The organism is Spirosoma luteum DSM 19990 (assembly GCF_000374065.1).
Classification (GTDB): Bacteria; Bacteroidota; Bacteroidia; order Cytophagales; family Spirosomataceae; genus Spirosoma; species Spirosoma luteum.
This window is the reverse complement of record NZ_KB893253.1, coordinates 60,052-76,064: the sequence shown is the minus strand read 5'-3', so window position 1 is coordinate 76,064 and position 16,013 is coordinate 60,052. Positions and strand designations below refer to the sequence as shown.

Genomic DNA, 16,013 nt, shown 5'->3' with positions numbered 1-16,013 from the left:
CGGCATTTTTCGTCCAATAAAAGGCCATTTAATTCTATTTGTTGGACCCGGCAATTTACTATAAATGAATGACCTATATCAAGATCGACCCCAGTAAAAATTGCTCAGAAAAACTGCCCCTCTTTACTGAGCAAATTCAAGATGTATGCTACTGAAAACTTTAGTCAGAATCCAGTCAGTCTAAACACAAAGTAGAGCATCGTAAACGACCAGTACAGAATGTTTTCCAACATTTGTATACTGGTCGTTTACGATGCCGTGATGAATTCATGCTTAGTCGAACCTGAGATTCTGCACCCGCACCGCGTTCAGAATAGCCAGCATGGCCACACCGACATCGGCAAAAACCGCTTCCCACATGGTGGCTATACCACCCGCGCCGAGCACCAGCACGATCGCTTTGACCACCAACGAGAGAGTGATATTCTGCCAGACGATTCGGCGCGTGGCCCGACCAATTTTCACGGCAGTTGCTATTTTAGTGGGTTCATCATTCTGAATGATCACGTCGGCGGTTTCGATAGTCGCGTCGGAGCCCAGGCCCCCCATCGCCATACCCACATCGGCCAGCGCAACTACCGGGGCGTCGTTAACCCCGTCACCGACAAAGGCCAGCTTTGCCTTTGGGTTGCCCGCCAGTTCCGCTTTCAGTCGTTCAACATGAGCCACTTTGTCTTCAGGCAATAAATCACCGTAGTACTCATCAATGCCGACCTGTTTGGCCACAATCTCGACTACCGCCGACTTGTCGCCCGACAGCATGACCGTACGAATACCTTCCTTCTGGAGCCGACCAACAGCGTCAGCCGCGTCAGGCTTTACCTCGTCGGCAATAATGAAATAACCGGCAAACTGTCCGTTAATAGCCGTCATGACGATGGTATAGGGGATTTGGGTCAGGCTTTCGTCAAAAGGTACGTTGTATTTGCGGAGCAGTTTGGCATTACCCGCCAGCATTTCCTTTCCTTCAACGGTCCCTTTCAGCCCATGCCCGGCAATTTCCTCCACGTTTTCGACCGGAACCGACTCGTAGTCTTCCCCCCCGCCGTGGACCCCGGCGACTCCACCGGTACGCCGGAGCGACTGGGCATAGTCTATGATTGCCGTAGCCACTGGGTGGGTGGACTTACTTTCCAGGGCGGCCGTCAGCCGGGCTAAGGCTGCGGCTTCGATGCTCACCGGTTTCACCTCCTGCACAGTGAACACACCTTTGGTCATCGTTCCCGTTTTATCCACTACAACCATTTTGAGCTGGGTCATCAAGTCGAGAAATACCGAGCCTTTAACTAAAATGCCCTGCCGCGATCCAGCCCCGATACCACCGAAATAACCCAGCGGAATGGAAATCACCAGGGCGCACGGGCAGCCGATCACCAGAAACACTAAACCCCGGTACAGCCAGTCGGCAAATTGATAGTCAACCACCAAAAAGTAAGGCACGACCGTAATCAGGACGGCCAGCAAACAAATGATCGGGGTGTATATCTTGGCAAACCGGGCAATAAACTCCTGGGTCTGGGCTTTACGGCCCGTGGCCTGCTGCACCAGTTTGAGGATACGTGATAGCTTGGAATCCTGATAGGGGGTCGTTACGTCCATTTCCACCAGCGATTGCCGGTTGATCATGCCCGCCAGTACTGCTTCGCCCTTGGTAATAGAGCGGGGGACACTTTCGCCCGTCAGGGCAGCCGTATCGAACGTACCTCCATCGGAACGCATCGTTCCATCCAGACCCACTTTTTCGCCCGGCTTGATCTGAATCACATCACCAATCCCAACGGTGGCCGCTTTAACGGTTTGGGCCTGGCCATTCTTCAGCACGGTTACTTCATCGGGACGCACATCGAGCAGAGCTTTGATACTGCGACGTGCCCTGAGCACGGCGGCATCCTGAAACAACTCGCCGATGGTGTAAAAAAGCATAACGGCCACGCCTTCGGGGTACTCCCGAATGGCAAACGCACCAAGGGTGGCCACGCCCATCAGGAAAAATTCGGTGAACACGTTGCCCTTTAAAATACTGGTCCACGCCCGGCGCAGTACCGGCCAGCCAACGGGTAAGTAGGCCACTACATACCAGATTGCCCGAATGGGATCTCTGAACCAAATCACCTTAAAATAGTCCAATGCGATACCAGCTAACAACAGAACCAGGCTGATTGCAGCAGGCGCATAGGTACGCCACGTTTGGTACGGGCCTTTTTGGGGAGCCACCCCAGCAGCCGTAGCGTCGGCTACCGGTGTTGTCCCTGCTTCGATCAGCTCCACATCATCATGAGTGTGACCGGCTTCATCGTGCCGGTGCGCCGGACCGTTTTGATCGTCTGCCATTTTGTTTTATCAGAATTAGAAGAAAAAATTAAATACGGCCAGCCCAACGAGTGTCAGGCCGGTAATCAGGTTTTCGTGGTGTTCGAACCAGTGCGGGTTTATCCGGCTTAATCCCTGTCGTGCGAGCGTCACCATCAGCAACATGCCCGACAGCGTGATTACATTGTAGACCAGGGCCACCAACAGGACCGCACCCCAGCCCCTGGCACCCGCGCTCAGAAAATACGCTTCTATTTCCAGACAGGGGGAGAGAAACATGGCCACCCCCAGCGACAGTAGTAACCCACCGAAGGAACGGGCTTTACGGTCTGACCCTGGCACGGCCGTACCCACGTCGATATGGGCGTGGGCGTGGTGATTATCACGCAGGTGCTGCATCAGGTACCATAGACCAAGGGCAAGCAACAAAAGGGGTATGGCCCGCTCGGAGAGCGTATGGTAATTCTGGGCCAATTGCAAACCCGCCAGACTAACCAATACGCCCAGCAGCGTTGTACTGATCGTATGGGCCAGTCCCGCAATAGCCGTAACGGTCAGAAGTTGCCTGTAACTCCACCCCTCCGTTTGCCCAATGGTTACAAAGGGCAACCAATGACTGGGGATCAGGGCGTGTAGCAGGCTCAGTGTCAGGCTTCCATACAGCATAGTGTTCATGGAGGTATGTTTCGTAAAGAGGCCGCGGAATCAACGAACGATGACCGGGCCTACCCAATAATAAGCCACTTAAAACCGGAGTTTTATACCCCCGTTGATGATTCTCCCGTCGGTGGGTGCCCAAATCTCCCGCACAAATTGAGGTTGTAACCGCGACCCGGTTACCAACGACTGAAAGCGTGACAGGCGCACATCGGTAAAATTCTCGAAGTTGATAAAGACACTCAAGTGTTCCCACCGCCGTTCGGCCATGATGCCCATCGTCCAGTAAGGACGGGTAGGGGTACCCGCTTCTAATGCCTGTCGCCCCGTGTAATAGGCTTCATAGCCAACGCGCCATTTCTCTTCTCTTTCATACATAACCACGAATCCACCCCGGTGTTTAGCCGTCAGCGGTAGGGGCCGATTCAGGTTCTCGTAGTGGCGTTTGGTATCGGTGAAGGTATAGAAATTGTACAGCCGGAAGTCCGAAAACTTCAGCGTTACATTCGTTTCAAAGCCCCGCGTGTCCAGGTGTCCATTCGCATTTTTATAGGCGAATTGGTTGGTTGCTTCTGCGTTTAAAACCAGCGGCTGCTGAATCCGGGTATAGAAAAACAACTGGTTCAGCGTGAGCTGTAGCCCTTCGAGGATTTGGGTGCGGTAATTGAAATCCCAGTTGACGCCCTGGGAGGTTTCGGCCTTCGTGGTGCGAGGATCAATGGGTAGTATCCCCTGGTAGAGCCGCTGTTCGGCATCCTCACTAAACACCGTGGGTGCTTTGTAACCCAGGCCGCCCCCCAGCCGCGACGTTAGTTTGTCGCTGAGTTGGGCCAGTAGGGAAAGCCTGGGCAAGAGAAAGGTGCCGTAGGTCGGCTGATGATCCAGCCGCAAACCCGTTTCCAGCGTCCAGCGGGGAACCGGTTTATAGACGTTTTGCACAAAAGCACCTACCGTATTCAGGGTATAGTCACGCACCATCTGAGGGGGCTGATTACCTAGTTCGCGGAAGGTATCCGTCCAGAGGTTCAGACCCCCTACCCATTCCAATTTAGCCCCAAAACGGTTAAGTCCCAGCTCACTGAAGGAAGCCCGCTGTCGCCCGCTAAAGCGGTAGCCGGGCGTGGTCAACGTCCTGTCAAACCAGGTCAGACTGTTCTTAAGATACACGGTGGTTTGTTTGCCGATTCGGTGTCGAACGTTCAGTTGAGCGGTAAAGCGATCCGATTGATTTCGTTCGGTATAGCCCTGGGCGTTGTCGCGAATCACCGCCAGATCCCCGCCGGTCCGGTCCTCCCGGCTGGCGCTCAGCCTTACATCAGCCGTTGTCCGTTCGGAGATATACCAAAACACCCGGGGGTTCACCGTTACCCGGCGGGATTGGGGAATATCGGAAAAGTTATCCCCGTTAGGATCATAGCTTCGCTGGGTGTTACGGGCCAGGTAAAGCGTATAGCCCAGTTTATCCCCCCGACCGCTAAAGAAGCCATTGAGGTCTAATCCGCCCCCGGATGTGCCGTTGAGCAGCAACAGATTTTCCCGCTCCTTACCCGGTTCCTTAGTCACCAGATTGACAATGCCCGCAATAGCTCCTCCACCGTAGAGGGTGGATTGACTACCCTTAATGATTTCGACCTGTTTAAGGTCCAAAGGCGGAATTTGCAGGATACTCAGGCCGGAGGCAAAGCCACTGTAGAGGGGTAAGCCGTTTTGCAGCAATTGGGTATAGCGTCCATCGAGTCCCTGAATGCGAAACGTCTGATTGGCCGAGGTTGCTGAGGTCTGTTGCACCTGAATGCCGGGCGTTTCCCGGAGCACCATCGAGATATTGGACGCATTCATGTTGGTTTTTTCTTCCAACTCTTCAGCGGCAATGACTTCAATGCGGGTAGGCTCATCGGCAATACTGCGGGTGCTGCGCGTGGAGGTGACAAAGACTTCGTCCAGTTCTTCGCCTTCGGCCTCCAGGGTCACTCGTAAGGGTTGGGCACTAGCCAGAGGAAACACCAGGGTGTCCCGCCGGGGTGCATAGCCCACGAACGAGTACAGAATAACTTGCTGACCATCCGGTACGGGGGTCAGTGTGACCTGGCCGGTCGAGTCTGAAACAGCGCCCAGGGTTGTGCCCGCCAGGGCGACACTCGCCCCCATCAGGGGCTTGTTGGTTTTGGCATCAGTGAGGATGGCCTCAAAGGGCGTTTGCCCATAAGCCATTGTAAGCGAGAGCCATGCGCCCAGCAATGGCCCTAAGAAATACTTCATAAAGGGGATCAGTTAGCATAAAAGAAACACAACAAGCCTTGCTTGCCCGTTCAGGGGCAATGCCAAAGCAACGTGTATGAGAGGTTAGGCTAACCGGGGCGGTTGCCAGATACGGCCCAGTACGTCCAGCCGGTGGGGGGCCACGTAAAGGGGCAGTTGTTTTGTTGCAAGAGAATTAGTGGTGAGAGTCTCTTCTGTCAGCTCGAAGGGGGCCGGTACGGCAAAGCCGGGGCAGCTCGCACATTGGCAGAAGGGCGAACACCCTTCTTCCGCTGAGCAATCCTGTGAAGCTGGCGTCGACGGGTAAGCACGAAGTGGTGCTGATTCATCCCGGCATAGGGCTTCACAGGGTAATGCCGAAAGCATCACCACATAAAGCGCCAACAGAAGCTGCAACAGTATCATGGAACAAAGGTAAGGCCTAACTCTATGCAACGGGTAGTCATAAATAGCGTCAATGTTGGGCAAAGGGAAGAGAGTCGGCATTCACGCTCAAGACTTATTAACGCTTGACTAATGGTTAATTAGCAGATTACTTAACAACTCGGTGTGTATACGACCGATAGGAGTTGACCCGGGTTACAAAATAAATAAAGTATCCAGATTTATGTTTTAACATACTTTAGTTCATTTAAACCTCCAGTTGATTTCGAACAAAACATTTTAGGTTGGGCCAAATCGGGGTCAATAGCGAAATTGGCAAGAAGGTAGGTGATGGACTAGAACAGAAATAACTTCTACGCTACAATCTAATAGAAAGTGGGCTAGACAATAAGTTGACTGGCTAATAGACAGTTAGTTGCAAAAGCATACTTTCAAACCATACGATTCGGTTTTCAGTTGAACCTAATTGACATATACGTCTACATCCTAAACCCGACATTCTATGGAAACCAAGCTTTTTTTGAAATTACTTACGCTCACTTTATTAGTTAGTTGTCTACTTGCCTGCAACTCGACCGACAGATCAACCGATAAATCACCAACCGATACGTCGACCAGTGTGACAAGGCCAGATACGGTAATAAATACCGAGTCGGTTATGGAGCACCCCACTCCACCACCAGCGGCTAAGTAGTCAGAAAGGGCTGGACGAGTCTGCGTATCGGCATTTACTACGAGTCAACCCCTGTGGATATTACTGGCTGGAAAACACAGAGCCGGAACAAATCAACTTGGTTCCGGCTCTGTGTTTTCAACATCAATTCATCTTAAATCCGCTTGTCCAACTCGGGCTTGAAGGGCTGATTGTAATAACGCTTCCCCTTGTTTTTGTACAAAGCGTTGGCCACTGCGCCAAACACCGGCGGAAAGGGCGGTTCACCTAAACCAGTTGGGTCCAGGTCGTTTTCCACAAAGTGAACCTCAATTTTCTTCGGGGCTTCGTTATGTCGAATCATCCGGTAATTGTGAAAATTGCTTTGCTCGGCAGCTCCGTTTTTATGGGTCAGGGCACCATAGAACGCATTACCAATTCCGTCGACCACCGCGCCCTGCACCATGTTTCGGGCCGCATCGGGGTTCACTACGATCCCGCAGTCCATGGCACTGAATACGCGTTCTACATACGGTTCGCCATCCCGGGTGACTATATCGACCACGTGGGCCGCGTACGAGTTGTGGCAGAAATAAGCCGCTACACCCCGGTGGTATTTCTCGTTACCGGGCTTGTTCCAGCCCGACTTATCGCGTACCAGCGTGAGCACACTTGCGTAGCGGTCGGCGTCATACTCGTTGTTTTTGCCCACGGGAGACGCCTTCGCCTTTTTTAAGAGGTCGAGCCTGAACTCAATAGGGTCTTTGCCCATGGCTTCGGCTACTTCATCCAGAAAGGATTGCTCGGCGGCTGCGTTAAAGTTGGAGCGAGGTGCCCGGAAAGCCCCGATGGTAATATTGGATGGAATCTCCCAGCTTTCGGCCAGGTAGTTATCGACAGCACCGGCCGGGAAACGGTTCGCATGAATAGCATGTTCCGGTATGCCGCCCCCTTTCACATGGAACCCAATCAGGTTCTTATTCGCATCCAGAGCTGCCCGATACGTAGCCGTATACATGGGGCGATAGATGCCATAGGTCATGTCATCTTCGCGGGTGTACATGAGTTTGACGGGTGCCTTTACTTTTTTAGAGATCAGTGCCGCTTCATACATATATTGACTGTACGCCCGACGACCAAAGCCTCCTCCCATGCGCGTCATCTGAATCTCGATCTTGTCGGCAGGCAGGTTCAATAGTTTTGACAGCGTGGGTTCGGCCCAACCCGGTGCCTGCAAAGGCCCGGCTACCACCGCTTTCTCGTCGGTCACATGAGCGAAGAAATTCATCGGCTCCATGCAGTTGTGGGCCAGGAAAGGCGCATTGTAGGTGCGTTCGATGACCTGGGCCGCATTTTTGAATGCCGTTTCCGGGTCGCCATCTTTCCGTAATTGCTGAGCTGCTTTGCTGGCGTACTCCTGCATCTTGTCAAGTTGGGCACTGGTAGTTTCCAGTTCACCCGGAACCGTGACCTCCCGTTTTCCACTCCGCCCCGTCATGGTATCTTTGACGTCGCCCATGGGCTCCCATTGGACTTTTAGCTTCTTGCGGGCATTCATCACCTCCCAGGTGGTTTTGCCCACGACCACCAGCAGCTCGTTGAACGTACGGGTATCGAAACCGCCCTGCTCGAAGCCATCCGGATACAGTTTTAGGGTGAACACATCCTTAATGCCCGGCATTTTGATCATTTGCGAGGCATCGAAGGATTTGAGTTTCATGCCGAAGCCTGGCGGATGCTGAATCATGGCGATCAACATCCCATCAGCCCGGTAGTCCAACCCAAAGAGGGGTTTGCCGGTAACTATTTTGTGCCCTTCAACATTCTTCTTGGAATGACGGACAATGGTGAAGTCTTTCGGGGCTTTTAACTTCATGCCTTTGGGCACGACCAGAGTAGCGGCTTTACTGGCCATTTCACCATATTTCGCTGATTTCCCGCTCGCATGATGTAAAACACCCGCTTTGGTCGTCACTTCACCGACGGGTACACTCCACGTTTGGGCGGCTGCTTCGCAGAGCATCTGCCGGGCGGCTGCCCCGGCTTCGCGGAGGGGTTTCCAGTACATGCGCACCGAATTACTGCCTCCGGTAAACTGGGGGCCTAATCTGGCGTTGTCGTGGGGTCCCATTTCAACAACTACATTCTTCCAATCGGCATCCAGTTCTTCGGCCACCATCATCGGCAGCGACGTCATCACGTTTTGCCCAAACTCCGGGTTGGGGCAAATGAGTTTGATCACGTTGTCAGGTGTAATCTGTATATAGCCGTTCAGTTGAACCCACTGCTCGGGCAGGTTCAGTGCCTGTAGTTTGTCGGCGGCTTTAGCGCTCGATAGCCAGCTCACACTGAGCATCATGCCCCCTCCGGCCAGTAGCGAGCTCTTCAGGAAGGAACGCCGGTCATAGGTCGTTTTAGTCGTATTCATAGTCAGGGGTTATTTACGAGTAGACGAGGACGAGGTACTTACTTCCTTAGCGGCTGATTTAATAGCCTCTTTGATACGCAGATAGGTGCCACACCGGCAGATGTTGCCGCTCATGGCCGCATCGATGTCGGCGTCGGTCGGCTTGGAATTCTCCTTCAATAAGGCTGCCGCCGTCATAATTTGCCCAGCCTGGCAGTAGCCACACTGCGCGACATCGTGTTCCAGCCACGCTTTCTGAACGGGATGATCGCCTTTCGCCGATAGCCCTTCAATCGTGGTAACGGCCTGATTACCAACAGCCGAAACGGGTAGCTGGCAGGAAGGCACGGCAACGCCGTTGAGATGCACCTTGCAGGCTCCGCACTGGGCGATGCCACAGCCGTACTTGGTACCGGGCATGTCCAGATGATCCCGTAACACCCAAAGCATCGGCGTGGCTGGATCAACATCCAGCTGCCTGATTTTGCCATTGATTTTTAAACTGTATTTTGCCACAGTAGTAAGGAATAAAGGGTTTACACTGAACTTGTATTGGTCGGTTAGCCAGCTAGATCAGACGACAACCTGTTGTTGATCAACGGAAACCCGTTCATGAATCGGTCCAACTCTATCAGTCAGAAAACCAGCCGACCGCTGGCTAAAAAAGGCTTTTATTTCACCTAGTATGGAAAGGGCGATCTCATCGGGTGTTTCAGCCCCCAGATCCAGGCCAATGGGTGAATGCACGCGCTTCAGGGCGGACGGGTCGAAACGTTGACCGGACCGATCCCAGTGGATCTGCATTTTGTCGTAGCGTTTCCTAGGGCCGAGCATACCAATATAGGGTACATCCGTCGACAGCAGTTTGGTTAATACGGCCAGATCGTAGCTGTAGTTGTGTGACATCAGCACGGCCGCCGTCCGATCCGTGAATGAAAGGGTATCGGTTACGTCATCCGCATTCGCGTAGAGCAGACAAGTTGCTTCGGGAAAGCGTTTAGGTGCCAGATGGGCAATGCAATCTTCGGTCACCGTAACGGACCAGCCGATTTCGGTGGCCAGCCGGGTAAGCGGAATCGTATCGTAGCCAGCCCCGAAAATTACCAGCTCGATACCAGGGTCAATTCGTTCAATGAGCACGTCTACCCGGCCACCGCTTACCGAATAGGTCAACGTCTGCGACTTTCCCGAGGCCATCACTAGCTTCATATCAGGCTCCAGCCAATCGGGAATACCGGCTGATACTCGTTCGGTACGGACAAATCGATCGCCTATAGTCAGGTCCGTTACCGACATACTACAAAAAACCGTGGCGATAACCCGCCGGTCGCGTTGCCTGACAAACGCCTGTAATAAGGCCACCGGATTCATCAGCGAGGCCGGGTCGATGGGTTCAATTAATACGTCGATGATACCGTTGCACCCCAATCCCACGCCCAGACTGTTGGCATCGTCGTCCATGGTATCGTAACGCACAACCATGGGTGTACCCTCCCGCATGACCTGGCGGGCTTTGCGCAGTGCATCGCCTTCCAGACAACCGCCACTGATGGCCCCTTCCCAGCGCCCGTCGTCACTGACCAGCATCCGGGCACCAGGACGGCGGTAGGCTGAACCTTCTACATACACGACCGTTGCCAGGGCAACCTTGCGCTGAGCATGGTTAATCTGGTCATAAATGGCGAGTATCCGGTTAATTTCTTTCATGCCCTTTCCCTTCGTTGGACTGATAGCCAGTACCGCTTTTAAAGTAGAGCTTAGCGAGTCACTGTCAGCTATTTTAACACAATGTGTATCCGAACAAATGTCTCTATTCTATTCGTACCGGCTGGTATACAGATTACGGATATTACTACCATTATTACTGGTTTGACCAGGGCAGACGTTCATAAATATAGGTTTAATCTACCGTTGACGAATGTTGAACCGGTTCTCGTTTAGATTGATGTAGCAAAGCGGTTCAATAAACTGAATCGGTGTAGTAAGACTTACCGCCCTCACCCTAACATAAACCAGTTCTGGAAAAAGCCCGGAAAAAACTCATCTCCGGCCAGATGATACACCATTTCCGGATGAGAGAAATCGTTTAGCCAAACGACCGAGAACTACCGGCAATCAACCAGAATGAGTACCCATACAGTCGGTCAAACGATTTGGTCGTTGGGCTGATGCGCGAACGGACTGTTCTACATAGCGCTAAATCAGTAATAATGGTAGTAACATCCGTAATCTGTATACCCGTCACTTCTTGTGTATACGTGACCTTTGTCAGGTAGCCCAATCAGCTGCAAGCTACTAATACCTAAACGCCAGCACCGTGAAAAAAATAATTTTGGGATTTGCCCTGCTGATTACCCATGTCTTACCGGCACAACCAACCGGTCCTACGGTTCAGACCGCATCGGGCGTCGTGCGGGGTGTGACCGAAGGAGATGTTTCTAGCTTCAAAGGCATTCCGTATGCAGCCGCTCCGATCGGAGCCAACCGCTGGCGGCCGCCCCAACCGGTTGCTGCGTGGCCCGGAGAGCGTGATGCCAGTCAGTTTGGAGCCGATCCTCCGCAGCGAGGATTTTCGCCGGGTGCTCCAGCAATGTCGACCACCTCCTCCGAAGATTGCCTGTTTCTCAATTTGTGGAAACCCGCCAATGCCACTGCCAAAACAAAGCTTCCGGTTATGGTGTGGATTTACGGAGGAGCCTTTGTATTTGGCAGTGGTTCTCAGCCGGACTACAATGGGACTCAGTTTGCCAAACAGGGCGTCATACTGGTCACCTTCAACTACCGGTTAGGCCGACTTGGCTTCTTCGCATTCCCTGCGCTGAGTACGGAGCATTCCCAAGAGCCTAAGGGCAACTATGCCTACATGGACCAGATTGCTGCCCTCCAATGGGTTCAGAAAAATATTGCTGCCTTTGGTGGAGACCCCAAAAACGTAACCATATTCGGGGAGTCTGCCGGTGGCGTTTCGGTGCTGTCCCTATTGTCAATACCAGCAGCTAAAGGCCTCTTCCAGAAGGCAATCAGCGAATCAGGTGGTGCCCGTGACGGTGTGCTGACCGGCCGACCAATCAATAAAGAAAATGCGGATGTGCATTACCCGGTATCGGCTGAGACCATCGGCGTAAACTTCGCTAAGCGCTATGGTATTAAAGGGACGGATGCAGCGGCACTAGCCAAGCTCCGGGCACTGAGTGCTGCTGAGATTGTGGATGGCGGCCAGGAGACGGCTGGTCCGGGTGGACCCCCAACGTATCCAGGGCCCATTCTCGATGGTAAGCTCGTGGTGGAAACAGCCGAGAGTGCCTTTAAAGCGGGCAGGCAGGCGAAGGTTCCGCTTCTTATCGGGTCGAACAGCGCTGAAGTACCCGCCGGCTTTGTCAATGCCCGATCGAAGGAAGAGCTGCTAGCTCAATTCACCCCCCTAAAGGATGAAATGATCAAAGCCTACGATGCAGACGGTACCACTGATTTCGCTAGGATGCTTTCCCTGGTCAACACCGATAAAGTTTGGGCCGAACCGGCTCGCTTTTCAGCGAGGTCTTTTGTCGCCAAAGGCTCGCCTGCCTACCTGTATCTGTTTTCCTATGTCCCTACTGCCTTGCAAGCCCGAATGCGCTTTGGCGCAGCACACGCATCCGAAATTGGGTACGTATTTGACAATTTGAGAGATCGGAATGGCGTTACGGTGGCACCAAAGGATAAAGAAGTCGCCAGCCTGATGAATACCTACTGGGCCAACTTCGCCAAGACAGGCAATCCCAATGGCAAGGGACTGCCCCACTGGCCAGTGTACGATTCTAAAAAGAATGAGGTCTTCGAAATTCGACAAGACGGCTCGGCAGTGGCTGGTCCCGACGAACGGAAAGCCAGACTGGATGTGATGGAGAAAGCGGCCACTTCCATCAAGGTTAATTAGGTGGAATAAAGACTAGAGAAAGCCGGATCAGCCAATCCGGCTTTCTCCATTAATGACATTACTCCTCAACACAACGACTATGAAAACTCAACTGCTGATCATTGCCACCAGTAGCTTCCTGGCGGCAGCTTCCTGCAAATCGAATAGCGACTCACCCGCCACGCCCACTGGAACAACGCCACCTACTTCCGGAACAACAACGAGTAGTTCACCGGTTGAAACGAACCCGCCCAATGCAACCTATAGCTCAGCTTTTGCCGGACAAACCCGGGTGGCTGGTGTCCAATCAACCACTAGTTACCAAAGCAATGTCCTGACCACCGCCCTGAGAAGCCCGTGGGGCATTACCAGCTTGCCAGACGGCCGACTATTGATTACGGAAAAAGCAGGTACTATGAGAATAGCCACCACAACGGGGCGACTGGGGGAGCCGATTACTGGTATTCCGACGGTCAATCCAGCTGGTCAGGGCGGGCTCCTGGGCGTGCGGGTCGATCCGGCTTTTTCGACGAATCGAACCGTGTACTGGGTGTTTTCAGAACCAACTACCGATGGCAATCTGACCGCAGTAGCCAAAGGGCAATTGTCACCCGATGAAACCCGGTTCGAGGGCGTGGCAGTGATCTACCGCGCCTTGCCAGCTTATCGAGGCACGGCGCATTACGGAGGTCGGGTTGTCATTGATCAGGCTGGCAACCTGCTCGTCAGCACAGGAGAACGCGCCGATAACGTTACCCGTACTCAGGCACAAGGACTGAATTCCGGGCTAGGGAAAATAGTCCGCATCACCAAAGAAGGAGTGCCCACGGCTGGTAACCCCCTGGCATCGCAGGCGGGCGCCCGTCCCGAGGTGTATACCTATGGGCATCGAAACCCACAGGGACTCGCCCTCCATCCGGTAACAGGAGATCTCTGGCAAAGCGAACATGGTCCCAGAGGAGGTGACGAGATTAACCACATTCAACCCGGAGCCAACTATGGCTGGCCGGTCATTACGTATGGGCTTGAATATAGTGGACAACGCCTGGGGGAAGGCATTCAGCAACGGGCTGGTATGGAGCAACCCGTTTATTACTGGGACCCGGTGGTGTCGCCCAGTGGCATGACCTTCTACAGCGGTAATCGCATCCCGGAGTGGCAGAATAATCTGTTTATTGGCGCGCTGAGTGGGATGCACATTGTCCGGCTGGTGATTGAAAATAATCGGGTAGTTGGTGAGGAACGATTGCTGGCGAGTGAGGGCCAGCGTTTTCGGGATATAACCCAGGGGACGGACGGAGCCTTGTATGCCATTACGGACGGGGGAAGACTGTATCGAATTGATAGGCGGTAAGGGTGCCGGAAAGCTAGCAACCCTCAAACGAAAAACGGTCTGGTTAAGCAATCGCTTTGCTCAACCAGACCGTTTTTCGTTACGTCCGCTTTCCTTGTTCAACGTCCATTTAGATGAAGGAATTCAGTAAGGCCAGTTGATTAGACAGTAGGTATTAAACTAGCCGGAAGACGATTAATTATAATGGAACATCCGGTACTCATTGGGTGATTGGCCGACCCGTTGCTTAAACAGGCGGATAAAGTGCTGAGGGTATTTAAACCCTAAATCATAAGCGATTTGACTGACCGATTTGCTTTGGTCAAATATGCGTTCTTTGGCCAGATCAATCACCTTCGCCTGAATGTATTCCTGCGCTGTTTTGCCCGTTTCTTTCTTGATCAGGTCGCCAAAATAATTGGCCGACAAGTTCAACTCACCCGCGCAGTAAGTGACGGATGGTAAGCCGATTGTTTGTGGTTTGTCGCTCAGGAAATAGTCCTTTAATAAGGTCTCAAAGCGTTCCAGTGTGCCTTTGTGGGCCGTTTCCCGGGTGATGAATTGCCGATCATAAAACCGGGTGCAATACCCCAGAAACAGCTCAATCGTCGCGACAATCAGCTTTTTACTATGCTTATCAATGGCACGGTCTAATTCATACTCAATTTTAGAAAAGCAATCCAGTACAATTTGCCGTTCCCGATTCGATAAATGCAGCGCTTCAAAGAATTGGTAGCCAAAGAAGCTATATTCCTGAATATGCCTTCCCAGAGGTGTGCCGTGAATCAGATCAGGATGGAAGACCAGCGCGTACCCTTTAGGCTGATAGGTTTCTCCATTGCTATTCATACCGGCTATCTGGCCCGGTGCCATAAAAACCAGCGTTCCTTCCTGGTAATCATACGTATGCCGACCATACACCAGATCACCACATATGACATCTTTTAAAAAGATGGTGTAGAAGCCAAAATACATCCGGGAACCCTGCCTGGGATCGGCCTTTGAGAGGTCGACGACGCTGACCAACGGGTGTAGGGTCTCATTGTTATTGAAGGCATTGTACTCACTGATTGTCTCAAATCGTCGCAGGGTATCCATAGCACGGTCGGTTATCTATTTCAAAAATAGCCTATTCTTGCCACGCAACCTGATGGGTAAATCTGAATCAGTGATAATGGTAGTAATCCCTGTAATCTGTATACCATTCGGGCGAAGAAATGAGGGGACCTTTGTCCTGTCAACGTAGAATACTATGCAACAAGTCATTTTGAATAACGGGGTAGCAATGCCCATCCTGGGATTTGGGGTATTTCAGGTTCCCGATCCAGCCGAATGTGAACGCAGCGTACTGGATGCTATCGGCACGGGTTATCGGTTAATCGACACAGCCGCTTCCTACGGAAATGAAGAAGCCATAGGACAGGCCATTAAGAAAAGTGGCGTACCCAGGGACGAGCTGTTTATCACCACTAAGCTCTGGATTCAATCCGAGGGCTACGAAGGAACGATGAAAGCCTTTGAGGAATCCGTAAAAAAGCTGCAACTCGATTACCTGGACCTGTACCTGATTCATCAGCCGATGGGCGATGTGTATGGCGAATGGCGGGCCATGCAGGAGCTATACAAAGCAGGACGCGTTCGGGCCATTGGCGTAAGTAATTTCCAGCCCGACCGGCTGATCGACCTGATCGTTCATAATGAAATCGTGCCAGCGGTCAACCAGGTGGAAACCCACCCGTTTCACCAGCAGATCGACACCCAACAGTTCATGATCGACAACAAGGTGCAGATTGAATCATGGGGACCCTTTGCGGAGGGTAAAAACGACCTGTTCCAAAATGAGTTGCTGGGTTCCATTGGTGCGAAATACAACAAATCCATCGCTCAGGTTGTGCTGCGCTGGCTGACCCAGCGGAGCGTGGTGGCCATTCCTAAATCGGTTCGCAAGGAACGCATGGCAGAGAATTTCAACAGCCTCGATTTTGAGCTAAGTGTCGAGGATATGGCCGCGATCAAAGGGCTGGATACGAAGGCTAGTCTGTTCTTTGATCACCGTGACCCGGCCATGGTTAAATGGCTGGGCGAACGCAAACTGAACTCATAAACACAAGAAACA

12 protein-coding genes are annotated in these 16,013 nt (G+C 52.5%); 4 read left to right on the top strand and 8 right to left on the bottom strand.

What is annotated here, in order from left to right:
* Positions 1–273: 273 nt before the first annotated feature.
* The 4 genes from B156_RS0111235 to B156_RS31360 all read right to left on the bottom strand — a co-directional run bounded on the left by B156_RS0111235 (position 274) and on the right by B156_RS31360 (position 5,631).
* Positions 274–2,331 carry a heavy metal translocating P-type ATPase gene (locus tag B156_RS0111235; protein ID WP_018619802.1) on the bottom strand — a complete coding sequence of 686 codons (2,058 nt, stop codon included), beginning with the start codon at positions 2,329–2,331 and terminating at the stop codon, positions 274–276.
* Between the two features lie 15 nt (positions 2,332–2,346).
* Positions 2,347–2,985, bottom strand: a complete 639-nt coding sequence (locus tag B156_RS0111230) for a hypothetical protein (RefSeq protein WP_018619801.1) — start codon at positions 2,983–2,985, stop codon at positions 2,347–2,349.
* A 69-nt stretch (positions 2,986–3,054) separates the two neighbouring features.
* The gene (locus B156_RS0111225; RefSeq protein ID WP_018619800.1) at positions 3,055–5,226 is read right to left on the bottom strand and encodes a TonB-dependent receptor; all 2,172 of its coding nucleotides are present in this window, start codon (positions 5,224–5,226) and stop codon (positions 3,055–3,057) included.
* 84 nt (positions 5,227–5,310) lie between these two features.
* Entirely contained in the window at positions 5,311–5,631 is a 321-nt protein-coding gene (locus tag B156_RS31360; RefSeq protein ID WP_157627009.1) for a hypothetical protein, read from the bottom strand.
* A 481-nt stretch (positions 5,632–6,112) separates the two neighbouring features.
* Here B156_RS31360 and B156_RS31355 point away from each other — a divergent pair, with 481 nt between their 5' ends.
* On the top strand, positions 6,113–6,304 hold the full coding sequence (locus B156_RS31355) for a hypothetical protein (RefSeq protein WP_157627008.1): 192 nt from the start codon (positions 6,113–6,115) through the stop codon (positions 6,302–6,304).
* Between the two features lie 133 nt (positions 6,305–6,437).
* Here the strand turns inward: B156_RS31355 and B156_RS0111220 are convergent, their stop codons facing one another.
* Genes B156_RS0111220 through B156_RS0111210 form a run of 3 tightly spaced genes read right to left on the bottom strand, consistent with a single transcriptional unit; the run spans position 6,438 to position 10,376 of the window.
* Positions 6,438–8,690, bottom strand: coding sequence for a xanthine dehydrogenase family protein molybdopterin-binding subunit (locus B156_RS0111220; RefSeq protein ID WP_018619799.1), 2,253 nt, complete (start codon positions 8,688–8,690; stop codon positions 6,438–6,440).
* Positions 8,691–8,699: 9 nt separating this feature from the next.
* Positions 8,700–9,185: a (2Fe-2S)-binding protein gene (locus B156_RS0111215; RefSeq protein ID WP_018619798.1), complete on the bottom strand. Its 486-nt coding sequence runs from the start codon at positions 9,183–9,185 to the stop codon at positions 8,700–8,702.
* 57 nt (positions 9,186–9,242) lie between these two features.
* Positions 9,243–10,376 carry an XdhC family protein gene (locus tag B156_RS0111210; protein ID WP_018619797.1) on the bottom strand — a complete coding sequence of 378 codons (1,134 nt, stop codon included), beginning with the start codon at positions 10,374–10,376 and terminating at the stop codon, positions 9,243–9,245.
* Positions 10,377–10,986: 610 nt separating this feature from the next.
* Here B156_RS0111210 and B156_RS0111205 point away from each other — a divergent pair.
* Both B156_RS0111205 and B156_RS0111200 read left to right on the top strand, forming a co-directional pair.
* The gene (locus tag B156_RS0111205; RefSeq protein ID WP_018619796.1) at positions 10,987–12,585 is read left to right on the top strand and encodes a carboxylesterase/lipase family protein; all 1,599 of its coding nucleotides are present in this window, start codon (positions 10,987–10,989) and stop codon (positions 12,583–12,585) included.
* A 79-nt stretch (positions 12,586–12,664) separates the two neighbouring features.
* Positions 12,665–13,918 (top strand): PQQ-dependent sugar dehydrogenase, encoded by a 1,254-nt coding sequence (locus tag B156_RS0111200; RefSeq protein ID WP_018619795.1) that lies wholly within the window; start codon positions 12,665–12,667, stop codon positions 13,916–13,918.
* A 174-nt stretch (positions 13,919–14,092) separates the two neighbouring features.
* Here the strand turns inward: B156_RS0111200 and B156_RS0111195 are convergent, their stop codons facing one another.
* On the bottom strand, positions 14,093–14,995 hold the full coding sequence (locus B156_RS0111195; RefSeq protein ID WP_018619794.1) for a helix-turn-helix domain-containing protein: 903 nt from the start codon (positions 14,993–14,995) through the stop codon (positions 14,093–14,095).
* 154 nt (positions 14,996–15,149) lie between these two features.
* Here B156_RS0111195 and B156_RS0111190 point away from each other — a divergent pair, with 154 nt between their 5' ends.
* On the top strand, positions 15,150–16,001 hold the full coding sequence (locus B156_RS0111190) for an aldo/keto reductase (protein WP_018619793.1): 852 nt from the start codon (positions 15,150–15,152) through the stop codon (positions 15,999–16,001).
* The last annotated feature ends 12 nt before the right edge of the window (positions 16,002–16,013 follow it).